This is a genomic window from Thermoanaerobacterium xylanolyticum LX-11, from assembly GCF_000189775.2.
Lineage (GTDB): Bacteria > Bacillota > Thermoanaerobacteria > Thermoanaerobacterales > Thermoanaerobacteraceae > Thermoanaerobacterium > Thermoanaerobacterium thermosulfurigenes.
In genome coordinates this window covers 1853676-1879179 of the sequence record NC_015555.1, presented here as the reverse complement: position 1 = coordinate 1879179, position 25504 = coordinate 1853676, and the positions used below count along the sequence as shown (strand labels likewise).

The following is a 25504-nucleotide window of genomic DNA, read 5'->3' as shown; positions in this document are numbered from 1 at the left end:
GGGGTTGTAAAATGCTCTATTTAAAAATAAAAAGATTGATAGATATAATCCTTTCATTATTAGGGCTAATCATTCTTTCTCCAATATTTTTGATTTTAATCATTGCAATTAAGATCGACTCTAAGGGTCCAGTGTTATTTAAACAAAAAAGAGTCGGAATTCATAAGAGTTATTTTAATATATTAAAGTTTAGAACTATGAGAGTGGATACTCCCAAGGATATACCAACACATATGTTAGAAAATCCTGACCAGTGGATTACTAATGTTGGTAAGTTTCTTAGAAAGACAAGCTTAGATGAGTTACCGCAGATGATAAATATTTTAAAAGGTGAAATGAGTATTATTGGACCTCGTCCTGCTTTATGGAATCAATATGATTTAATAGAAGAAAGAGATAAGTATGGCGCTAATGATATTAGACCAGGTCTTACTGGTTGGGCACAGATAAATGGTAGAGATGAACTGCCCATTGAAATTAAGGCACAACTCGATGGAGAATATGTTGAGAAGTTGAGCTTTTGGATGGATGTTAAATGCTTCTTTAAAACAATCATAAATGTTATTAAGAGTGACGGAGTTGTCGAAGGCGGGACTGGAAGATTAGAAATTGATAATGAAAAATCAGCTAGCAAGTCTACATAGTTGAGGTGAAAAAATGCTATTAGTTACGGGCATTACAGGTCATAGTGGAAAATATTTTTTACAAGAACTTATTAAAAATAAATATGAAGGTCCTATCCGTTGCATTGTTAGAGAAACGTCTGATACTTCATTAATAGATAGCAGTGGACTTAATATTGAGAAAGTTGTTGGCAACTTAAATGATCAAGAATTTATTGACAAAGCTATGGCTGGCGTAGATACTGTACTACATATAGCTTCTATTTTTTATTCAGTAAACATAATTAAAGCAGCAGTAAAGAATAATGTGAAGAGAGCAATATTAGTTCACACAACAGGTATTTATTCAAAATATAAAAGTGCATCAAAGGAATATAAAGAAATTGAACAAACTATCGATAAAATTATCAAGCAAAGTAATTCATCAATTGGTCTTATATATCTTAGACCTACAATGATTTATGGATACATAAATGACAAGAATATGATCGTTTTTATAAAGATGGTTGATAAACTAAGATTATTTCCAGTTATTGATCATGGAAAAAACTTACTTCAACCTGTTAATGGGCGAGATCTCGGTAAGGCTTATTATCAGGTACTTACAAGTTCAAATATAATGAATGGTGATTATATATTATCTGGTGATAAACCAATATCAATGTTAGAGATGTTTAATGTCTGTATAATGGGGTTAAATCCCTCAGCTTAAGCTGAAACCTTTAGGTCAACGAATAAAAATAAATAATCACTTCTAGTAAAAAATAAACTAGAGGTGATAAATATGCAAAATTATAGAAAGTCGTCACATGCTACATATGATCTAAAATATCATATAGTATGGATAACAAAATATAGAAAACCGGTATTGGTTGGGAAAATAGCTGAAAGGACAAGAGAACTAATAAGAATGGTATGCAAAAATAATGAAGTAGAAATATTATCAGGACATGTATCAAAAGATCATATACATATACTAGTGTCGGCACCACCACATTTGTCAGTAAGTAAGCTAGTGCAATATATAAAAGGATATAGTTCGAGAAAGCTGCTAATGGAGAATAAGGAGCTTAACAAACAATTTTGGGGACAACATTTATGGGCACGAGGATATTTTGCAGCAAGTAGTGGCAATGTAACAGATGAAGTGATAATAGAGTATATACAAAATCAAGACATAGAAGAAAATCAAAAGAATGATAATTTTACTTTAGGCGAGTTTTAAGCTGCTTAAGCGGCATATCCAACCCACCTGCTTTAGCAGGTGGTGGTTGAGTTTAATAAGTGAAAATTTAAATAAGAGAACAGTTTTTATTAGTGTACCTTTAGGGTTAGGAGTATTTTTGGCAAGATGCCTTAAGGTATGTACTTTTGGAAAAGTAGATTATATAGAAAAAGTACAGCGTATGGGCGAAGATAGAAGTTTTTCTCATGATGCTGCAAAAAGAGACTTTGGATATAGACCAATGACATTTGAAGAAGGTTTGAAAATAGAAGTTGATGAATATTTAAAAACAGTTAAGAGTAATGTAGGTGCATAATTGATATGAATATATTAGTTGTATGCCAGTATTATTATCCTGAGCCATTTAGAATAACAGACATATGTGAAAGCCTTGTAAAAAGTGGTCATAATGTAACAGTTTTGACAGGTCTTCCTAATTATCCAGAGGGCTATATACTTGACGATTATCGTCATGGGAAGAAAAGGAATGAAATAATAAATGGTGTTAAAGTTATTAGATGTTTTGAAATAGGTAGGGGAAAAAGTAAGCTAAAATTATTTTTAAATTATTTTAGTTATACTATATCAGCAACTTTAAAGGCATTATTTATAAAGGAAGAATTTGATGTTATCTTAGTAAATCAGCTTTCACCTGTCATGATGGGAATTCCGGCTATAGCATATAAAAAAAAGCATCATAAAAAGATGTTACTCTATTGTTTAGACTTATGGCCTGACAGTTTAGCAGCAGGAGGAATTAAAGAAGATTCAATAATTTATAAAATATTTTATAATATTTCAAAATGGATTTATTATTCAGCGGATACCATATTGGTTACTTCCAGCATGTTTAAAGATTATTTTAAAGATGTACTTGAAATAACTAATATCGAGATAAAACACTTACCACAATATGCAGAAGATTTGTTTATTCAAAACGAAAATGAGTCATCTGGTTATAGTGCGGTTCAAGATGATAGTAAGCAATATAATTTTGTCTTTGCAGGCAATATTGGTGATATGCAAAGTGTTGAAACAATAATTAAAGCAGCTAATGAGTTACGAAAATATTCTAATATATTGTTTCATATAGTTGGCGATGGTTCAAAGTTAGATGATTGCAAGCAACTTGCTAACCATTTAAAACTTTCTAATGTAATTTTCTATGGCAGACGTCCACTTGATGAGATGCCGGAATTCTATGGAATGGCTGATGCCATGCTAGTTACATTAAAAGATAATAAGATTTTATCATATACATTACCAGGAAAAGTTCAAACTTATATGGCAGCAGGAAAACCTATTATTGGTTCTATTAATGGAGAAACGAAACGTGTTATAGAACAAGCTGGCTGCGGTTTATGTTGTAAAGCGGAAGATTATAAAGGGCTAGCTGATTTGATATTAGAATTTTGCAATGATGATAAAAAAGATAATATGGCAATGAATGCTAGAAAATATTATTTTGAAAACTATAGTAAAGAAAGATTTATGTCTATATTAGAACATGAATTAACAAATATGGAGGCTTAAAAATGTTCAAAGATAAAACTTTATTAATAACAGGAGGTACTGGTTCTTTTGGAAATGCTGTACTTAAGAGATTTTTAAATACTGATATAAAAGAAATTCGTATTTTTTCTCGTGACGAGAAAAAGCAAGATGATATGCGAAAGTTATATAAAAATGATAAGATTAAATTTTATATAGGTGATGTTAGAGATATAGCTTCTGTAAAAAATGCAATGCATGGAGTAGATTATATATTTCATGCAGCAGCATTGAAACAAGTACCATCATGTGAATTTTTCCCACTTGAAGCCGTAAAGACTAATGTTATAGGAACAGATAATGTTCTAACAGCAGCTATAGAATATGGTGTTAAAAAGGTTATATGTTTATCTACAGACAAGGCAGCTTATCCAATAAATGCGATGGGCATTTCAAAAGCTATGATGGAAAAAGTGCTTATTGCAAAGTCCAGAACTGTATCACCAGATAGAACGGTTATTTGTGGCACAAGATATGGCAATGTTATGGCATCTCGTGGTTCTGTCATTCCTCTATTTGTTGAACAAATTAAAAGTGGACAGCCAATAACAGTAACTAATCCTAAAATGACAAGATTTTTAATGAGTCTTGATGAAGCTGTGGAGCTAGTTATATTTGCTTTTCAGCATGCTAAAAGTGGAGACATAATGGTTCAAAAATCTCCTGCATCAACTATAGGTGACTTAGCACAAGCAATTAAAGAATTATTTGATGCTGATAATGAAATAAAAATAATTGGTACACGACATGGTGAAAAACTATATGAAACACTATTAACAAAAGAAGAATACTTACATGCTGAGGATTTAGGCAATTACTTCAGAGTTCCTGCAGACAATAGAGATTTAAATTATGATAAGTATTTTGTTGAAGGAGATGTAAAACTCTCGACGGAAATAGAATACAATTCAAATAACACAGAAATTTTAAATGTAGAACAAATTAAAGAAAAACTATTAAAACTTGATTATATTAAAAAAGAATTAGAAAAGTGGCACGCTGCCAAAGAAGCAGCAGTTACTAAATTATCATAATTGAAAGGCAGGAATAGCCATGAAAATTCTTGTTACAGGTGTAAGAGGTTTTGTTGGCAAAAATCTTATAGCAGAGCTTAATAATAAAAGATATAAAAATATATATAAATTTGATAATGATACAGATAAATCACTTCTTGATGAATATACAAAAGACTGTGAATTTGTATTTCATTTAGCAGGGGTAAATAGACCTAAAGATGAAAAAGAATTTATGGAAGGCAATTTTGGCTTTACATCAGAACTTTTGGATTTATTAAAAAAGCATAATAATAAAGCACCAATTTTAATCACCTCATCTATTCAAGCGGAATTAGATAATCCATATGGCAAAAGTAAGAGAGCAGGAGAAGAATTATTATTTAACTATAGCAAAGAAACAGGAGCAAAAGTTTTAGTATATAGATTACCAAATCTTTTTGGGAAGTGGAGCAGACCTAATTATAATTCAGTTGTAGCAACATATTGCTATAACATAGCAAGAGGTTTAGATATACAAATTAATGATCCAGAGACAGAACTTACTTTATGCTATATAGATGATGTTTTAGATGAATTTATAAGAGCATTAGAAGGCAGAGAAACTAGAAATGGAGAATATTGCTATGTTCCAGTAGTACATAAGATTAAATTAGGAGATTTAGCAGAAACAATAAAAAGCTTTAAAAAAAGCAGAAAAGATTTGAGTATTCCTAACATGGATAATGAATTAATTAAAAAACTTTATAGCACATATTTAAGCTTTTTGCCGGAAAATGAGTTTTCGTATGATTTAAATATGCACTGTGATGATAGAGGTTCATTTACAGAGTTTATAAGGACTCCAGATAGAGGACAACTTTCAATAAATATAACAAAACCGGGAATTACTAAAGGGAATCACTGGCACCATACAAAAAATGAGAAATTCTTAGTAGTAAGTGGTAAAGGAATAATTCGTTTTAGGAAAGTAGATTCGGACGAAATTATAGAATACAAAGTTAGTGGAGAAAAGCTACAAGTTGTAGATATACCTACAGGTTATACTCATTCCATTGAAAATGTGGGTGATACTGATTTAGTAACTATTATGTGGGCAAATGAAGCATTTAATCCTGAAAAGCCAGATACATATTATTTGGAGGTTTAATTGATGAAGAAGCTAAAAGTCATGACGGTAGTTGGGACAAGACCTGAGATTATAAGATTATCTGCTGTCATAAACAAATTAGAAGAATCAGAGGCAATTGAACATATATTAGTACATACTGGGCAGAACTATGACTATGAATTAAATGAAGTATTTTTTAAAGATTTCAAATTAAAAAAACCAGATTATTTTCTTAATGCAGCTACTGGAACAGCAATAGAAACTATAGGAAATATTCTAATAAAGATAGATCCTATTTTAGAAGAAGTTAAACCAGATGCTTTTTTGGTGTTAGGAGATACAAACAGTTGTCTTACTGCGATAGCGGCTAAAAAAAGGCAAATACCAATATTTCATATGGAAGCTGGAAATAGATGTTTTGACCAAAGAGTACCTGAAGAAACTAATAGAAAAATAGTGGATCATATATCGGATATAAACTTAACTTATAGTGATATTGCAAGAGAATATTTAATAAGAGAAGGCTTTCCATCAGATAGAATTATAAAAACTGGAAGTCCAATGTTTGAAGTCTTAAATTCAAGAAAAGAAGATATTGAAAAATCAAATGTCCTAGAAAGATTAAATTTAAAAGAGGGGCAATATTTTGTAGTATCAGCACATAGGGAAGAAAATATAAATTCAGAGAAGAACTTTTTAAATTTAGTAGATAGTTTAAATACAATTGCAGATATTTATAAATTGCCAATTATATTTAGTACGCATCCAAGGACAAGAAAAATGATTGAATCAAAAGAAATAGAATTTAATCCGCTGATATCACTTATGAAGCCTCTTGGATTCAATGACTATGTTAAACTTCAAATTAATTCAAAGGCAGTTCTAAGCGATAGTGGAACAATAAGTGAAGAATCTTCAATACTTGGTTTTAAGGCACTCAACATTAGAGAAGCTCATGAAAGACCAGAAGCAATGGAAGAAGCAGCAGTTATGATGGTTGGACTTGAAAAAGAAAGAATTTTGCAGGGACTAGAGATATTAGAGACACAGCAAAAAGACACTTTAAGAAGAGTAGCTGATTATAGTATGCCTAATGTATCTGAAAAAGTTCTTAGAATAATATTGTCTTATACAGATTATGTGAATAGAGTGGTGTGGGGGAAAAACTGAATGTATGAACCATTAGTGAGTGTCGTAATACCATTTTATAGTAGAGTAGACTGGCTAATTGAAGCGACAGAAAGTGTCTTGGCTCAGACATATAAAAATATAGAAATTATTATTGTAAATGATGGTTCTCCAGAAAAAATTTCTGAATTTCTAGAGAGATATAGTTCAAAGATAACATATGTCTATCAGGAAAATAAAGGTGCTGCAGCTGCAAGGAATGTAGGAATTAAGTTAAGTAAAGGTGAATATATTGCATTTTTAGATGCTGATGATGTTTGGATGCCAAATAAACTTGAGCTGCAAATATCTATGATGATTGAAAAAAATTCATGGTGGTCTCATACTAATTATGTAACTTTTGGGCTTGGTAAAAAAGAAAAAATAATTGATGTATCAAATTTTAATGGAGATATATTTCCTTTATGTATTATATCAAGTCCAATTGCAACGCCCAGTGTAGTTATGAGAAAGTGTATATTTATTGATAATCCTAATATTCGATTTGATGAGACTATGAAATATGGCGAGGACTCAATGCTTTGGTTACAAGTTTCTATTAAATATAAACTTTTAGCAATACATCAACCTCTTGTGAAAGTGAGAATTAGAGGTTCTAATTCAGCATTAATGGCTTATTCACAAATTAAAGCTAGAGCAGATATATGGGATAAAATCAAGACTGATAAAATATTTAATTGCAAAATAAAGTTAAGTATTTTTATTAAAATAGCATTTTGCTATTGTTCAGTTTTATATAAATTATTAAATAATTTAGAAAATAAATTAGATGAGAATTTTATCGAGATTATTTCAAAATTTTTATATGTATTTCCTTGGATAATATTTAAAATTGAAAAAAAATATCTTCTTAATAATAGGAATAGGTGAAAATTATGAAAATAGTACATATATGCTTAGCTGGATCATATAATGACAATTGGAACTATCAAGATAATATTATACCTAAATATCACAAAATTGCAGGACATGATGTGACTGTAATTACATCGATTTTTATCAATAGTAAAAATAATGTAGGGTATGAGAAAGTAAGTCCTGGAGAGTATTTTCTGGAAAATGGAGTTAAAATTATAAGAATTCCATTTATAAAATTCATATTAAATAATGTAGTTGAGAAATTACGATTATACCAAGGTACATATGAAAAATTAGAACTAGAAAAACCAGATTTTATTTTCATACATGGACTTCAATTTCTTGACATATACCAAGTTGTTAAGTATCTTCGTAAAAATAGAAGAGTTAAAGTAGTAGTGGATAATCATGCTGACTTTTCTAATAGTGCTAGGAATTTTTTATCTAGGAATATTTTACATAAAGTGATATGGCGGTATTGTGCTCAACTGATAGAGCCATATACTACTAGGTTTTATGGTGTTCTACCTGCAAGAGTCGATTTTTTAAAAACTGTATATAAACTTCCAGAAGAAAAAGTAGAATTACTTGTTATGGGGGCAGATGATGAAAAAGTAAAGGAAGCAAGGAATGAAAATGTTAAAAAAGAAATAAGAGAAAAGTACAATATTAAGCCAGATGATTTTTTAATCATTACGGGTGGAAAGATTGATAATGCTAAAAAACAAACTTTACTTCTTATGGAAGCTGTTAAGAAAATTAAAAGCGATAAAGTAAAACTGATAGTTTTTGGCTCAGTAATAGAAGATCTAAAAGATGAAGTGAATATTTTGGCAGATGGAGAAAAAGTGCAATATATTGGATGGATTCCAGCTGATAAAACATATAATTATTTTGCAGCAGCAGATTTAGCTGTATTTCCAGGAAGGCATTCTGTTTTTTGGGAGCAAGTTGTAGGCTTAGGTATACCTATGATTGTAAAGTACTGGGAAGGAACAACTCATGTTGATGTCGGTGGAAATTGTATATTTCTTTATAAAGATTCAGAAGAAGAAATAAGAGAGAAGATTTTATATTTAATTGATAATCCAGAAGTATATAAAAAGATGAAAGATGTGGCTGAAAAGAATGGGATTAAAAAATTTTCATACTCAAGTATTGCTAATCAAAGTATAAACGTCAATTAAAAATATCAACATCATATATATATTAAATATAATAGCTTTTGAAATTTTTAATATAATGGTATTTGCTTATAATTTTATTTATTTTTATAAGAGGGACTGGTTATTTCATGAATACATTATTAACGATAAATAAACAACGAAAAAGAATATCAATTTCTATATTAATGATACTAACAATAATAGTTTATATTCTCTTTGCTTTTAAAAGGATTAAATTTTCTTTTGCTTCTAAAATTGATGATATACCATTAAATAATGAAGTTTGGTTGTTTCCTATTATATTAATCTTTAAATATTTAATAATTAAAAAAGAAAGATTATTTGATAAAAATTTAATTATTTTATATTGCGGATTGATTATAGATATCTTAATAGGTGGATTTAATATGGATAGTCCAGCTCAATATATTTATGCTATATTACAACTTATGGTTCCTATGTTTTTTATATTTTCAATTACAAAGAATGATCTTCTTTATATTGATTTATTTATAAAATTATCAATTATGTTTTGCTTAGTATATTCTTTATTAGCAATTGTTACATCACGTAATTATGGCCTATTTTTAGAAATATTAGGAGATAGAATAAAATATCAATATTTATCACAATATCGTGCTTCATTAATGTTAGGCTCTAGCATAACAGTTAGTTATTATTTAAATATGATGCTTCCGCTTTGCTTTTATTTTTACTATACAACTACTGAAAATAAATGGAAAATATTAAGCTTTATTACGATAATTCTAAATTTTATTGCAACTTTAGTTTTATTATCAAGATTATCTTTTTTTATATCAATTTTTGTAATGGTATATTATTTATTATTTAGTAGAAGTAATAATTTAACTAGACTTAAAAGAATTGAAATTATAATTTTAGCGATAGGAGTTGGAATTTATAGTTCAAAAATTTTTAATTTATCGCGTTTGTTTATTGGATTTAATGATGAATCTACATTAGAAAGGTTAAAAGCTATAAATTTAGGGATTTATCTATTTATCCAATATCCTATATTGGGAACAGGATTAGGTAGATACTTTACCCGTGTATATTCAAATCGAAATATTTTAGTTGATGGTATTCAAGGATTGGTAGACCCACATAACACATATGTTATGGTTTTGAGTGAAATGGGTATTATTGGATTTATTATATTGACTATGATATTTATCAGCATAATAAGTAAGTTTAAGTATATTGAAGATACAATATTAAGAAAAACTGCTTATATGACAGTTATTGTTTACATTTTAGGTGCTTTTGGAGGTTCACAATTACTCAATGAAATAAGTTATTCTACACTATTATGGATTTATTTCTCGCTATTTAGAGCTGTAAGTATACGTGATTATAGTTATAAAAAATCAAATAGCAAATTAAAACAATAAGGAGATAATAGCATGAAAATAATGTTTATTGTTTATCATGATATTCATACTGAAGCACGTACTCAAGAAATTTTACAATGTGCAAAAAAAATAGGAAAAACATTCTTTGTATCATTTTCAAAACCTGATAATCAAGAAGGAGTTATTTCATTATTAACAGGCAATGGCATTAGAAATTATAGAATGTTTATATTTGATGCTATTAAATATATAAGGCAAATAAAACCAGATGTAGTTATTTTACATGATAATTATACGGCTATAATATTAAGATGGCTGTTATTGCATAAAAAAAGACCATTTATAATATATGATTCTAGTGAATTGTATATAGATACTAAGCCAAGAAGAATTAAAGAATATATTGCAAAAATAATGCAGTATTATGAAAATAAATATTTAAGATATGCTGATGTGATAATTGCTGCAAATAATGAAAGAGCTAGCATAATGAAAGAATATTTTCAGCTAGAAAAGATGCCATTAGTTTTCGATAATATTCACCGCATTGATGATGCCTATAATAAAGAAGAATGTGATAATAAATTTGGAATTTTGTTTAAAAAAAATAAATTTACAGCCGTATATGCAGGAGGGATTAGCCGAGATCGAATGACATATGAATTGGCAGATGCATTTGGAAAATTGGGAGACGATTTTAGCCTTATAATAATTGGTAATGCTAGAGAAGATGAAAAGGTATATTTTGAAAAGTATATCGAAGAAAAAGGATATAAAAATGTTTCTTATCTTGGTTTTATTTCACGTGCTGAATTTAGATATTTGCTAAACAGAGCAAATATAAGTATTTCCGCATTTTCACAAGATACAATAAATAATAAATTTTGTGCTTCAGGAAAAGTATATGAGAGTCTTTTTGAAGGAACCCCAATTCTTGTCACAGAAAATCCACCATTAAAAGAACTTTGCATAAAATATCATGTTGGAGTGAGTACTAATAATTTTGCTGAGGGTCTGAAAGAATTAAAAGAAAATTATACGATGTATTGTGAATATGTAAACAATTATATCAAAAAATTAAATTATAATGAAAGAATAGATAAATTAACAATTGCTTTGAAAGAAATGATAGAAGGGAATATAAGATGTTAGTATATATGCATGGATATGAAAAGTTTTATAATTATACTGAAAAACTAGACAGACAAAACAGCAAAAATCAGTAAGAACGTAATTTATGAATAATGAAGAAAAGTGTTGAATAAAATTGTTGCTGAATATGAAGTACACCCAAATTAATTAAGTTACTGAAAAGCATAGTTTATCAGTAAAAAAATTGATGAAGTAGAAAAAGTCAAAAAGTCGTATAAAAAGGAAATACCAACTATAAAAAGTCAATAGAAAAAAATAAAAAAATTTTTCAAAAAGGTGAGTAAAAATGTATGACAAATAAACCGATTAATACCAAATCAAAAGTAAATATATGTAATTAATATAATTTACTAACAATCATTTTTAGAAAGTTTTACTTCATAAGCATAGTTATTTTTTAAGACAGCATAAATAGTATAGCAAAGCTTGCGTGAACAACTCCCACAGCTGTAAGGCGGTGTTTGTCTTCCGAACGTTTCTTTTGCTAAAAAGCCTTAAAAGCAGGATCACAATTAGTAGCAACTAATGTAGCATTAAAAAAGAGCTTTCCAAAGATAAGTGGAATCTCGCTTACTCATTTTATTATTTGTACTGTTATATTTTCCTAATTGTATATAGAAGCCTCAATGGCTATAAAAAATTTGGCAAGTGGACTGGTGTAACTTTAAGCGAAGAAAACAAGAAACAGTTTTATATACCAGAAGGTTTTGCACATGGCTTTTGCTACTATCAGATGAAGCAGAGTTTTGCTACAAATGTACTGATTTCTACCATCCAGATGATGAAGGCGGTATAATATGGAATGATCCTGATATTGGGATCGAATGGTCTATAGATGGAATTGAGGAAATTATATTATCTGAGAAAGATAAAATGTGGCCAAGATTGAAGGAAATTTTGCTTTAAAATAGAATTGCAGAAATGAGGGGTAGCATGAAAATATCAATAGCAGGAACGGGTTACGTTGGACTAGTCACAGCAGTATGTCTTGCAGAAATAGGACACAATGTAACCTGTGTAGACATTGATGAGAAAAAGATAGGAATTTTAAATGAAGGAAGATCTCCTATCTATGAACCCGGACTTGAAGAATTGATGGTTAAAAACAAAGAAAGGCTAACATTTACAACTGATTATAAAAATGCTTATAAAGATACTGATGTTATATTTATAGCTGTTGGGACTCCAGAGAAAAAAGATGGTTCGGCGAATTTGCAGTACGTATTTGGAGTTACTAAACAAATAGCAGAATCAATTCAGCAAGATTGTATCATCGTAGTAAAGTCAACAGTTCCAGTCGGAACTAATGATAAAGTTGAACGGGTGTTAAGAGAAAATTTAAAGAAAGATGTACATGTTGAGGTGGCTTCAAATCCCGAATTTTTATCACAGGGTACTGCTGTAAAAGATACATTAAATGCGAATAGGATTGTCATAGGAGTCGAAACAAAATATGCAGAAGAAGTATTGAGAAAAGTATATGACGGTTTTGGACTTCCATATGTGATAACAGATAGAAGAAGTGCTGAAATGATAAAATATGCATCAAACGATTTTCTTGCTTTAAAAATTTCGTATATAAATGAAATAGCAAACTTATGTGAAATAGTTGGTGCTAATATAGAAGATGTTGCAAAAGGCATGGGGATGGATCCTCGTATAGGAGATAAGTTTCTAAAAGCTGGCATAGGTTATGGTGGTTCGTGCTTTCCAAAAGATACGAAGGCGCTAAATTGGCTAGCGAATTTTAATGATTATGAGTTAAAAACTATTAAAGCTGCAATCGAAGTGAATGAAAATCAAAAGATAAAACTTATTAAAAAGGCAAGAAAATATTATGATAATTTTAGTGGTTTAAATGTCGCAGTCCTCGGGCTTACATTCAAACCAGGTACAGATGACTTAAGGGAAGCACCGTCACTGCAGAATATACCTATTCTTCTAGAAGATGGAGCTAATATTAAAGCATGGGATCCTGTCGGAATTGAAAATTATAAAAAGATATATCCTAAAGAGATAAAGTATTGCAATACGATAGAAGAAACGATTAAAGGTGCTGATATATGCTTTATTTTTACTGAATGGCCTGAAATTAATAAATTTGATATATCGTTATTTTCAAAATTAATGAAATATCCTTTGATTCTTGATGGAAGGAATTGCTACGATTTAGAAAAAGTTAAGAAAGCTAAAATCATTTATGAATCAGTAGGAAGAAATACAGTTAATAATTTGCTAGAAAAATAAATATTTTCAAAAGAATTTTTTGGTTTTTTCTGAATGAATTAATAATAAATAAAGATTTTATTACAGGGGGCTTATTTTATGACTGATTTAGAAATTAAAAAACTATTTATAAATCTTAATATAGATACTGAAAAAAAAGAAGCAAGTTTAGTAATAATGGGTTAATTAAAGAATATAAAATTATATATTTTTATAAATATTCGAATTGTTCAAAGGAGGTTAATTATGCCAAGCTGGAATCAGATTTTATATGAGGTTGCTTTATCTGGTAGTACATATGATTTAATAAGGTGTAAATACCTAAAAGAATTATTTGATTACACGTGAAGAAATACAATCATTTATTATTCCGGATGGCTTCAAAAATGGGAAATTGCAACAAATACAATTGGGTATGACTATAAAAATAATGATGAGGATAAAACTGGTTTTATGTCTTGTATACATACATTAGATAGATCTAAAGGGTTGAATTTAATATTGTACACTCCCGGCGGTGAATTAGCAGCTACTGAATCACTTGTTTATTCCTTGAGGGATATGTTTGGCAATAATAAACGGGTTATTGTCCCAGAAATAGCAATGTCAGCAGATACAAAGATTGTTTGTGCTTCACAGATAATTATTATGGGGAAACATTCGAGTTTAGGACCTATTGATCCTCAATATAGTGGGCTTCCTACCTATGGTGTTATTGAGGAAGTGGAAAAAGACATATTCAGAATTGTCTTCGGCAAGAAACCAAAACGAGCATAAAAAATTTATATTCAGTTCATCTGCAACAGTAAATGGAGAAAATATAGTTCTATTTGTATATATACGTTGAAGCTTTTTCCTAAAATACATCCATAAGGTCAGACAAAAGCTATAAGTGACGGAATTTTAACTGATAATGCAAATGTAAATCTTAATTTTGCTGCTTCATCACTGAGGTATTTCAATTCGGTGAAACATATGAAAGCGGATTAATTGGAGGATCATAAATGTAATTCCTCATAATCTATGTCTTATATAGCACAAGTAGTAAAAGGGAAACTTTAAAAGCTAATGACATACAGAGTGAGTGTGGTGATACTATGATAAGAAGGATGGAAGTAGACGAAAAAATAAAAGTTTTCATAAGCTCTCAATGCGGTATTGAAAAATATGATCATGTTCGCAAAGAACTAAAAAGACTTATTGAAGGAACTGGGTTTGCAAAGGTATATTTATTTGAAGAGAGATTAGCTTCGACTCAAACTGCCGAACAAGATTATCTTTATGCTTTAGATGATAGTGACGTATGTATCTTTTTAATTGATAATGCTGATGGAGTTACACCAGCGGTATTGCGTGAGATAAAAAGGGCAAAATCTCACCCCAAAAAATCACTTTATTTATTTTGCAAAGAAAAGCAAGAAGAGCCAACACAAATTCAAAAAGAATTAATTGGTGCTCATGGTGCAAAATACTATATAGTTAATACTTTTGAAGAATTTATAAACAAAGGATATGAAAGTCTGATTAATGACATAAGTAATGTATATAGTAATTATTGCAAAAATAGATATATAGACCCTGAATTTACACTAAATCAAGGAACAAATATGGAAATTGGCGCTATTGCGTCTGAAGCGTTGGAAAAGAGGTTATTTGAAGGTATAAAGAAAACAAAGCTCTATCTAAGTAGACAGATATTAAACGAGGTACAAAAAGAGGTCAGTGAAACAAGTGAATTAGATTTATATTGTGAGGATTTTTTACATGTTCTTTTTGGAGAAAAAAACATAAGAGAGTGCAATATTTTTCTTCTATTATCAACGCTTGAAAATTTACAGAGTAAGAAACTACATGAGGTGGTCGTCAATCGGTGGAAAGCAATCCAGTATTTTTGGAATGATGATATCGATAGGTGTATAACATATGAAGAAGCAGCATTAGAGATTGCTAAAAAAAATTCTTTATCAAATTGGATTGTTCAAGACATCTTGATAGATTTGAGGAACTTATATATGTTACAAGGGCAACAAAACAATCAAATCGTCTTTAATAGTGAAGCTCAGAAAGAATTAGATAACGAGTCTACTGTACTTTTTTATCCTCTTATTGATAGATATGATAAGTCTCTTTACGAAGAGATAACGAAACAGAATATAAAATCCTTAACAAGATCCCCGTATACCGTTTCATGGGGTAATAACATAGATAAATACATTGATTACTTATCCAATGTTTATGTTACATCCGTGTTTAATGGTTCATTAACTCACATTTTGATAATTATTGATCGACTAAAGGATATTGCTTTTAATTTATGTAAAGAATATAGTGATTGGCAATTCAGGGTTTTGCTATTAAAATTGTCTATAAGACAGGGGAATAAAAAAGAAACAAAGGAATTTATTGAATTTTTTAATGATGTAATTGGTAAGATGAATTCATCTGATTCCATAGAGATATATAATTTTTGTAATTCTGTTCCTATTAAATATCAGCGAGATATTGCTAAATTGGAGGCTTTTAAATATTTAGGTTATTATTTTTCTGATAAAGATTATGAAAATATATCTAAAGAAATTATCAGTTTAATTGAAGATTGGATTACATCAGAAAAACGCAATATTGCTGTAGGGGATTATATATTTGAAGCTTTGAAGGAGAATTGCTACAGAATTGATAGAAATATCATTATAAGAATTTGCCTTGATATATTTGATAAAAAATTGTATCGGTTCTATGATAAGGCACTGGATTTGATTGCAAATGTGGGACTAGAAAATATAGATAATGATCTTGCAAAAAAAACTATAAATGAGATTAATAAAATCGTAACTGATGAAACCATTAGAAGCAAATGTAATAATTTGGAAAGTGCTATTATTTCTATTCGACGATCAAAAAGAGATTATACAGATAAATTACATGAAAGTGTTTCAAAATTTATGCCAAACTTTTATGAAGAAACGTATAAGTTAGAGACGATGATAGATTCTCTGGAAAATAGTGAAGAATATATTTTCAAATATGTTTATAAAATCAAAGAACGAAATCAAACTCAAGGAAAAGATGGTAAATATTCTTTATATGCCTATAGTCTTTTTACGATTATAAAAAATATTATAGACATGAACAAAATAGATAATAATGATAAATTATTAAGTACAATTCTTGAAGTATCATTGGAGACTTTACTTTGTCCTAAGCAATTATTATTGGAGAAAGTCGAAGCTATCAAGCTAATAATATATATGAAGCTGAACTCAACATCTGAAATGTATGATTTTGAAAAATTCTTTTGCCAGATAGAAAGTAAAAAAGACGTTGTAGTTGATGGTTTTTGTGATCACTTTTACAAACAAACTAATATAACTATACAATTTTGTTATATGCTGATGAAAATGGTATTTGATAATCTTGATAATGGAGAATTACTTGAATATTTAGGAATGTATAATGAGCTTGAAGAATCTGAGAAAATTGAAGCTTTAAAAGCTTTGATATCAGTATTTGAAAACAATTATTGCAGTAAGATTAATGATAATATCTTATTCATGTTTCTACAATTTGTTTTAGGATTATCTCATGATTCAAATCATGACGTAAGATATTATGCAGTAAAAACACTTTTACTTATGATATCGCCAGCAACTAAAGATCCAATTTTTACTCGATTATCAAAAATGATGGATTATGATAGTGCATACATAAAAAATTTGATTATTAATCAAGCAGAAAATTTGATAAATATTTACCCCGATATTTTAAACTTTATTATACAAAAAGCAAGTGTTGATAACCACTATGTAATTAGAAAGCGCGGATGTGAATTAATTGCAAAAAATAGATTATAATCTCAATGATCATATATTTTATTACTGGGATCATCAACTATCTATGTTTTTAGTAACAACTGCATAGATAAAGAAAATATTGGTCAGATTCAAGGGATATTTAGAGTTATGGAGAAGCAAAAGCTAATAACAGTCTTTTCACAATTGATATGTAAATTTATTGCTCTAAATATAAAGTGTCATATATTTTAGAAAGAACTTTCCCAAGGTTTATTGAATGAATAAAATAATTCAGCAAAGCATATATGAATGGCGAATGATTTATAGCAATTAAAGGTATTAAAATTTAGTGAAACAAGTATACATAACAGGTTTGATTTCAAAATAATAATTTGGATTGAATTTTATTGGAAGTTAATTTGCAAAAATGATAATAGCTGACATCAATGAAATGAGTTATATAAGTAAATTATTAACAAATCAAAAAAGGTGAATCAAAAATGAAATTACAAAAAGTAGCAATCATAAAAAAAGGCATAGACATCGGAAGGATCATTCCCTTTAATAAAGATGAAAGTAAGTATGACTTTAAAATAAGTTTCGCAGCAAATGATTATGAAGTAAATATGTATCGATTTCTTTCGTTCGTACCTGAAAAGGTTGAGATAGAAGATATGACAAGTTGGGAAATTTCATATCATAGAAGCACTGCATTAAGGCCTACTATTATCCATCTAAAGGAAAAGAAAAATCATCCTGAGTATAAACCACTTCCTCTGCATCGTTTAGTAGATCCGACATTACATAATGAGTTTCCTATTCCATTTATGAGAATAGCAATTTCATCAGATTTTTCTAGGAAAATTTATAATTCAAAGTCTAGGAAGAATATTTTGTTTGATATGGAAGATGCCAATGTGGCTGAATTTTATCTAACTCATATAGATTTCAATTACGAAAGATTTGCAAGAAAGTGGCCTACGATTAGTTTAAAGCTTATGGTGGCTTTATTTGAGTTTTTTGCAACAAATAACCTGCTTACTGATAATAATAACAAGTTTAAGTATTTTATACCATCAGATGGTGGCGTGCGTGCTGTAGCTGAAGAATTTATAGTAAATAATGGTATGAAATTTTATATTAATCTATACAATAACCCTGAATTGATCGGGGAAAAAATTAAGGCTACTTTTATTGAAAATGAGTTTGCTGATGCCCTTCTTGGACTGCCGTTGATTGGCTATGAGAATGAAAAGGGCAAGGTTGAAATGATTCCAGCATACCAAGAGGGCTTGAGCCGAGATACCATGTCAAAAGAAGAGAAAAGAAAATGGGAATATAGATTTAATAAGATGCGAGACAAGCTGGAAAGAGAGATTAGAAAAGTAAAGAGATCTAGTTTTATAAAAAGTAATGAAATAATCTAGATGAAAGTGTTTTTATTTATGAAAGGGAATTTAATATTTTATATAGAATATATGTCATAGAATTTATTAAAGTTATTTATTATCAAAATTAGCTTTTAAAATATTAAAAGAAGAAGGGACATTATTATGGGGAAAAGCATAAGAAAGTATATACTTATTCTTATAGACGTATTGTTAATCAATATTGCTTTTTTTATGGCCTTTTTCTTAAGATTTGATTATCATGTAGTAGAGCCGTATTTTACATTGTATAGGCAATCATTTATAATTTTTACATTAGCAAACATATCTACATTTATATTTTTCAAGCAATACCATAAGATATGGCGGTATGTCAATTTAAAAGATTTGATAGACTTGATGGTCGTTATAACAATGGGAAGTGCCGTATCATCACTTATATTATTTTTATTACAGATACATTTGCCAAGGTCTATTTATCCATTAAGCTGGCTTTTAAATATTATATTGATTATTTCAAGCAGGATGTTTTATAGATATATAATGAGCAATTCTAAAGTAAAAATAAAAAATATAGTTTTTAAAAATACTCTTATAATAGGTGCTGGAAGTGCCGGGCAAATGTTAATAAGAGAATTAAGAGCACACCCTGAAATTGGATTAAAGCCTGTAGCTATTCTTGACGATGATAAATCAAAGATATATAGGAGTATGGAAGGTGTACCTATTGTAGGTACATTGGATGATATAATTAAAGCAGTCAAGGAAAATGAAATTGATGAAGTGATATATGCAATTCCTTCTGCGTCAAGGACGGTATTGAGAAAAGTAATTGATAGTCTAAGTGAATTACATATGAAAGTAAAAACTCTTCCTGGAATATATGAACTAGTGAATGGCAAAGTATCTGTTAGTCAGTTACGAGATGTAGACATAAATGACTTATTAGGAAGAGATCCAATAAAAATAGATTTAGACGAAATAAGCAGTTACATAAAAGGTAAGAGGGTAATGGTAACTGGTGGAGGTGGATCGATAGGTTCAGAATTATGCAGGCAAATAGCGAAGTTCAATCCATCACACCTTATAATTCTTGATATCTATGAAAACAATATGTACGATATACAGCAGGAATTATTGAGAAAATATCCAGACCTAAGAATGACGTGTCTTGTGGCTAGCATAAGAGATGAAAAAAAGTTAAATATCATATTTAAAGAATATAAGCCTGAAATAGTTTTTCACGCTGCTGCACATAAACACGTTCCATTGATGGAAGATAGTCCACATGAAGCTGTTAAAAATAATGTATATGGAACATTAAATCTTGTCAGATGTGCTAATACATATGGTGTTAAGCGCTTTGTCATGATTTCAACTGATAAAGCTGTTAATCCTACAAGTGTAATGGGTGCAACAAAAAGGATTTGCGAAATGATAATTCAGTCTTTTGACAGAATGAGCAAAACTGAATTTGTTGCAGTTAGATTCGGCAATGTTTTAGGCAGTAATGGCAGTGTAATACCATTGTTTAAAAAACAAATAGCAGAAGGCGGACCTGTAACAGTTACACATGAAGATGTAAGAAGATATTTTATGACAATACCAGAAGCGGTTCAATTGGTAATACAAGCTGGTGCTATGGCAAAAGGTGGAGAGATATTTGTACTTGATATGGGAGAGCCTGTAAAGATTATAGATCTTGCGAGGGATTTGATACGCTTATCTGGTTTTGAACCAGATGTGGATATTCCTATTAAGATTACAGGGCTAAGACCTGGTGAGAAATTATTTGAAGAATTGCTTATGACAGATGACAAATATACGTCAACAAAACATGATAAAATCTTCATTGAGAAGCCAGGATTTAATGACTATGATGGCTTAGTTTTGACATTAGAAAAATACAAGTCAAAAATAGATGATATGGATACATATGAGATAAAAGAATTTATAAAGTCGATTGTACCTGAGTATAATACACCTGAACATGTGACATTAGATGAAGTTGTCGCTACAACAATAAATAGCAAGTAAAAAAATTTTTTTCGAATGTAGAATGTGCTTATCGGGAAGCTGAGGTTTAGTTTAGATGAAGACTTAACAGAGATGATTAAGTATTATAAAGTAAAATATATGTAAGATGATGTTTTGCATTGATAGGCGAGAAGTGAAAGACTCATTGCAACCATTTTGCATAGAAAATGTTATAATTCTATACAGAGAAAGTGCATTTTTAATTTGCTCTAAAGACAAGGCGCAGAATGTGAAAGATATATTGAAGGAATTAGAAAGGGGGAAAAGTGGAGTATTTATAAACATAAATTCTGGATGAATTTCTGGTTTATATTTTTAACAAACATATCGAAATATTTTGTAATGTAAGATATATCAAATAACAATTTTTATAATAATGAGCTGCTGATAACTTATTTTTTCAATATAGATATTAGTGGTGCCGTAGGGATATTGCATGCTTTATAGAATGATTTAAATCTAACTTCCGAAGATACTTTATATATGTTTCATTGTATAAAATTTACGTGGATTTGCTGGTTGCTATAACAAATGGGAATATAGTATTATTGAAAAATTTCTTATGTATAATAAAAGGATTTTTAAATCTACTATCGAATATATTAAGTATAAATTAATGAGAGAGGTAATGAAAATGGATAAATTAAATTTATTTCAAGAAACCATAGGTTTTTCAATAGTTAAGGATAATAAAATATTAAAAACGGACGAAATTAATTATATAAGAGATTATTTCTCAAATGATGGATATACAGGATATTCATTAGTGCCAGATGGTACAGGTATTCTTCTTTATAATTCAGAAAATTTAAATGATACATTTGTTTATAATAGTGAGTTAATACAATTAAATAAGCCAAATATAGTTTTAGATAAGAATACTATTAAAATTCAGTTATCACGTTTATTTGAGATAATGAATAGAATAAATGTGATGATAAAGAATTATGGTATAAAATTAATAGGAGTTAGTAAAGTTAATGAATCAGATAATAAAATATATAGTTATTGTATAAAAGACGAATTTTTAAGCAATATTAGAAATAATGATATTAATTTAAATGGCATTGGATTAAGATTATCTTATCAATTAGGTAATTTTGTAATAAATCATTATATAGAACCGTATTTTAACGACAAAGATTTTATATATTCTGTTATTGATGCAAATACTAATTATCAGAATCCTATTGATATAACTTTTGATTTTGTATATAACGATTTTATAAAAATTATTGATCAATATAAAAAAGGATTCAAATTTTTTAAATGAGGTGAGTCATATGGCTCAAAAGCAGCTTCCTAATACAATTTATTGTTTATTGAAGAAAAAGGGATTTTATGATATGACGTATAAAGAAAGACAACAAAAACATAAAATTTTTATGGATAAAATGAAGAATGCATTGTCTACAGATGAGAAAGTATTGTTGAACAATATTTTAAAAGAAGAAGAGGGGGAGTATACTAATGGTAGGTATAAGCCCTTTAAATAAAGCTAATGTTTTAAATATTAATAATGATATAATATTAGATAATGTAATAGCAACAGATACAAATGCTATAATGTATGCATTTGGTTATCCCACATGTATAAAAGATGGTATAATAGAAAATAGTAATATTAACAATTTATTACAAAATCAATATTATAGTTTTTTTGATAAGGCAGCCAGTAATGATACTATTATTACATATACACATACAAATATTTGTGAGATCCGTACATTAAGTCAAAAACTGGTTTCAAAAAGAAAGGCTAAAGAAGAGAATTTATCGAATTTTAAATGGAAAGATATATATTCTAAATATGACTATTTAAAGGAAGAAAGCAATAATTTAAGTAATATAATAATATCTACTATAGAACAATCACCATATTTTTTATATTTGGAACAATTAACATCTATAGAAATCATAAATTTAGAGAATCAATTATTATTGAACGCTTCTATTGATTCAAATGATGCTACGATTATTGCAAATGCTTTGGCATATAAAATCAATTCAATTCTAACTAATGATATGCAATATGCTAATGTCAGAGGTATTAATATTTATACATCTAATCCCAAAATGTTAATTGGAACAAATAATAATTTAATAGATTTTAATACAACATGTAAATTTTACAAAGAATATTTAAATGAGAATTTAATTGGTAAAGTGAAAGATGAGTAAAAAATATTACATGATTGAATTTATATTATATTAATTGAGGTTTAGTTTTATAACCAGAAAATATGTTGATAAAGCCTGTGGGCAAAATATTACAGCATGTATCGGGCTAAATGCAAAGAGACTCGATGAAAATTCTCCCATGGTTGTTGTTCTATCTGATGATACGATAACAGATAAAGACCCAAATATTAAAAAACGTGATAGAAAAAGCAATTATAAATGATAGTCTAGTCACAATAGGAGTAAGATTTTCTCAATCAGAAACTGGATATGAATACATAAATTTCAAAAAGATAACACATAAGATATTAAACAACAGTCCTGTACATAAAGTTGAGAAATTTGTAGAAAAGCCGAATTATGAAACGGCGATAAAATATGTTGAAAGCGGAGACTATCTATGGAACAGCGGCATGTTCATATGGAAGACATCAACAATACTAAATGCGATAAAAGAATATATGCCACAATTATACAGTGCATTAAATGTATAAAGGAAAACTTTGATTCAGATGAGATAGAAAAAATCTTATACGAGGAATATTCAAAACTTGAAAGCATATCGATAGATTACGGCATAATGGAAAAAGCCAAGAATGTGTATGTAGTACTGGGAGATTTCGGATGGGATGATGTAGGAAGCTGGACATCAATAGAGAGATTGTACGAAAAAGACGAGAACGGCAACGTCATAAAAGGCAATGTCGTAAGTGTTGATACAAGGAAATGCATTATAACAGGAAGCGATAAACTCATCGCAACACTAGGTATAGAAGATGTCATAATCGTAGACACAGAAGATGCACTTTTAATATGCTCTAAGGATAAAGCACAGAATGTGAAACCAGTATTGAAGGAGCTAAAAGAGAAAAAAAGCGAGTATTTGTAAAAAAAGTTCAGTAGGAGACAAAAATAGAGAAGTTGAAAAAGAAATACTTAATCAGATAATAGGATTAAGTAAAAGTGAGGCAGTTTAGTAGTTCAAAATTTTAAGTAATCTACAACATTTATAAAAATTATTAAAAGTCCCTTTCATGGTAAAGATTGTTAAAACATTAACCATGAAGGGGGCTTTAATAATAATTTATTATTGAATGACTTAGCTTGCATTGGGGGTATGACTAAATGAACTCTCAAAATAGTATGTATTATCGTAATGAATTTCAAAAATCAGAATTAGAAAATTTACCGATTGAAGACAGAAATGCAAATTGGTATTATGTTCATAATAGTAAAAGAATTGGCCCTGTTTCTGCAAAAGAAATTTACCAGCTTGTTAAAAATGGCAGATTGGATTCAAACTCGTTAGTATGGCGCAAAGGTTTTAAAAATTGGACAAAATTATCTCTTACGGCATTTGCAACAATCACTAATAATGTACCACCGGTCTTAGGAAGTGAAGTCAATAATTCCTACGTTTGGTGGCTAGCTTTTATACCTATAGTTGGAATTGTAATTGAAAATGCATTATCTTTTATTTTAAATAAAAGTATAGATAGATTATGGCATATTACGTATATATTAAATTGTATTTTTGTTTCGGCTGATAAAAAAAGATTACAAGAAGCAGGGTATAACACTAATAAATTAGGTTCCTTTTGGTTTGTACCGATTTATTTATTTAAAAGAGCGAAACTTTTAAATCAATCAAAATCGTATGCCATAGTATGGTGTGTTACATTTGCATTAATAACTTTTTCTCCATCTACGATATTAAGTAATAGCATACTAAATTTGGGATATGGCGATTCGATTCTGATTAATTCTGTTAAAAATAGTCATATAGATGGATATCCATTGAAAACTTTAGGTGAAGCAATTGACGGATATATAAAAGATGCAAAGTGGACATCTTTTGTAGACAGTGATAATAGTAAATACGTAAATGTAGAAGGAATAATTAACTATAATGGAAAGCCTGCAAAAATTTTGTTGCAATATAAAGTAAATACCCATAATAATACTTATAGTTTTAATGCTATGGAAATCGATGGTGAACCGCAAAGTGCATTATTATATTTGAATCTTATAAAAGAAATGTTTAGTGCAAATAGTGATATTTCGGCTGCTCAAAACAACACAAATGATAATGCAGCGAATACTAATGTTGCAAATAACAATATTGATAATACGACTACTAATGAAGAGAATAGTGAAGATAATGTGGCAAGTGAAGAACAACAACCTTATGGCAGTGATGAAATATATTTTAAACCGTATACTAATTCCAAATATGGATTTTATATAGAGTATCCAGATTATTTTAGTCAAAAAGATTTATCGGTTGATGGTAGTGGACTAGAGTTTGTAACAGGCGATAATACGACTTTAGAAGTATATGGAGAAAATAATATATACCAAAAAGATTTAGAAACATATTACATCAATGACTTAAAGAATATAGATGGAGAAATAAAATATAAAGCATTAGGTGATGACTGGTATGTAATATCTTGGGAAGATAGTAGTTTCATCCACTACAAAAAAAGCTTTATTGGCAATGGAAGTATTAACACTTTTATTTTTACATATCCGAAAGAACAAGCTGCTTACTATAATGACATTGTTGAATATATAGAAGATTCTTTTAAACCTGGTGATTTGAGCATGCCACATTAATG

22 protein-coding genes and 2 pseudogenes are annotated in these 25504 nt (G+C 28.9%); all 24 read left to right on the top strand.

The window, feature by feature from the left end:
• Window positions 1–11 precede the first annotated feature (11 nt).
• Entirely contained in the window at window positions 12–644 is a 633-nt protein-coding gene (locus tag THEXY_RS09190; protein WP_013788561.1) for a sugar transferase, read from the top strand.
• A gap of 13 nt (window positions 645–657) precedes the next feature.
• Window positions 658–1335, top strand: a complete 678-nt coding sequence (locus tag THEXY_RS12410) for an SDR family oxidoreductase (RefSeq protein ID WP_083815339.1) — start codon at window positions 658–660, stop codon at window positions 1333–1335.
• A 72-nt stretch (window positions 1336–1407) separates the two neighbouring features.
• Window positions 1408–1848, top strand: a complete 441-nt coding sequence (gene tnpA, locus THEXY_RS09180; RefSeq protein ID WP_013786953.1) for an IS200/IS605 family transposase — start codon at window positions 1408–1410, stop codon at window positions 1846–1848.
• Between the two features lie 46 nt (window positions 1849–1894).
• Window positions 1895–2164, top strand: coding sequence for a hypothetical protein (locus THEXY_RS09175; protein ID WP_049781462.1), 270 nt, complete (start codon window positions 1895–1897; stop codon window positions 2162–2164).
• 5 nt (window positions 2165–2169) lie between these two features.
• Window positions 2170–3381, top strand: a complete 1212-nt coding sequence (locus THEXY_RS09170) for a glycosyltransferase family 4 protein (protein ID WP_013788560.1) — start codon at window positions 2170–2172, stop codon at window positions 3379–3381.
• A 2-nt stretch (window positions 3382–3383) separates the two neighbouring features.
• Window positions 3384–4433 carry a nucleoside-diphosphate sugar epimerase/dehydratase gene (locus THEXY_RS09165; RefSeq protein ID WP_013788559.1) on the top strand — a complete coding sequence of 350 codons (1050 nt, stop codon included), beginning with the start codon at window positions 3384–3386 and terminating at the stop codon, window positions 4431–4433.
• A gap of 19 nt (window positions 4434–4452) precedes the next feature.
• Complete coding sequence (locus THEXY_RS09160) at window positions 4453–5562, top strand: capsular polysaccharide biosynthesis protein CapF (protein ID WP_013788558.1); 1110 nt, start codon at window positions 4453–4455, stop codon at window positions 5560–5562.
• 3 nt (window positions 5563–5565) lie between these two features.
• Window positions 5566–6693, top strand: coding sequence for a non-hydrolyzing UDP-N-acetylglucosamine 2-epimerase (wecB, locus tag THEXY_RS09155; RefSeq protein WP_013788557.1), 1128 nt, complete (start codon window positions 5566–5568; stop codon window positions 6691–6693).
• Complete coding sequence (locus THEXY_RS09150) at window positions 6694–7581, top strand: glycosyltransferase family 2 protein (protein WP_013788556.1); 888 nt, start codon at window positions 6694–6696, stop codon at window positions 7579–7581.
• Window positions 7582–7586: 5 nt separating this feature from the next.
• Window positions 7587–8756 (top strand): glycosyltransferase family 4 protein, encoded by a 1170-nt coding sequence (locus THEXY_RS09145; protein WP_013788555.1) that lies wholly within the window; start codon window positions 7587–7589, stop codon window positions 8754–8756.
• 107 nt (window positions 8757–8863) lie between these two features.
• Window positions 8864–10147, top strand: coding sequence for an O-antigen ligase family protein (locus THEXY_RS09140; RefSeq protein ID WP_013788554.1), 1284 nt, complete (start codon window positions 8864–8866; stop codon window positions 10145–10147).
• Between the two features lie 12 nt (window positions 10148–10159).
• Complete coding sequence (locus tag THEXY_RS09135; RefSeq protein WP_013788553.1) at window positions 10160–11260, top strand: glycosyltransferase; 1101 nt, start codon at window positions 10160–10162, stop codon at window positions 11258–11260.
• 586 nt (window positions 11261–11846) lie between these two features.
• Window positions 11847–12166: pseudogene (locus THEXY_RS09130) on the top strand (dTDP-4-dehydrorhamnose 3,5-epimerase family protein).
• A gap of 27 nt (window positions 12167–12193) precedes the next feature.
• Window positions 12194–13507 (top strand): UDP-glucose dehydrogenase family protein, encoded by a 1314-nt coding sequence (locus tag THEXY_RS09125; RefSeq protein WP_013788552.1) that lies wholly within the window; start codon window positions 12194–12196, stop codon window positions 13505–13507.
• Window positions 13508–13843: 336 nt separating this feature from the next.
• Window positions 13844–14263, top strand: a complete 420-nt coding sequence (locus THEXY_RS12225; protein WP_349265821.1) for an SDH family Clp fold serine proteinase — start codon at window positions 13844–13846, stop codon at window positions 14261–14263.
• Between the two features lie 320 nt (window positions 14264–14583).
• Window positions 14584–17337 (top strand): hypothetical protein, encoded by a 2754-nt coding sequence (locus THEXY_RS09115; protein ID WP_013788551.1) that lies wholly within the window; start codon window positions 14584–14586, stop codon window positions 17335–17337.
• A 440-nt stretch (window positions 17338–17777) separates the two neighbouring features.
• Entirely contained in the window at window positions 17778–18704 is a 927-nt protein-coding gene (locus THEXY_RS09110) for a hypothetical protein (protein WP_013788550.1), read from the top strand.
• A gap of 126 nt (window positions 18705–18830) precedes the next feature.
• Complete coding sequence (locus THEXY_RS09105; protein WP_013788549.1) at window positions 18831–20702, top strand: polysaccharide biosynthesis protein; 1872 nt, start codon at window positions 18831–18833, stop codon at window positions 20700–20702.
• A gap of 106 nt (window positions 20703–20808) precedes the next feature.
• Complete coding sequence (locus tag THEXY_RS13035; protein ID WP_432416171.1) at window positions 20809–21000, top strand: cupin domain-containing protein; 192 nt, start codon at window positions 20809–20811, stop codon at window positions 20998–21000.
• 336 nt (window positions 21001–21336) lie between these two features.
• On the top strand, window positions 21337–21975 hold the full coding sequence (locus THEXY_RS09100; RefSeq protein WP_013788548.1) for a hypothetical protein: 639 nt from the start codon (window positions 21337–21339) through the stop codon (window positions 21973–21975).
• Window positions 21976–21985: 10 nt separating this feature from the next.
• Entirely contained in the window at window positions 21986–22198 is a 213-nt protein-coding gene (locus THEXY_RS09095; RefSeq protein ID WP_013788547.1) for a hypothetical protein, read from the top strand.
• Window positions 22173–22883 (top strand): hypothetical protein, encoded by a 711-nt coding sequence (locus tag THEXY_RS12560; protein WP_013788546.1) that lies wholly within the window; start codon window positions 22173–22175, stop codon window positions 22881–22883. The genes THEXY_RS09095 and THEXY_RS12560 overlap by 26 nt, the downstream gene beginning before the upstream one ends.
• 56 nt (window positions 22884–22939) lie before the next feature.
• Window positions 22940–23772: pseudogene (locus THEXY_RS12960) on the top strand (mannose-1-phosphate guanylyltransferase); the annotation flags it as partial.
• Between the two features lie 236 nt (window positions 23773–24008).
• Window positions 24009–25502, top strand: coding sequence for a DUF4339 domain-containing protein (locus THEXY_RS12220; RefSeq protein ID WP_013788545.1), 1494 nt, complete (start codon window positions 24009–24011; stop codon window positions 25500–25502).
• Window positions 25503–25504 lie beyond the last annotated feature (2 nt).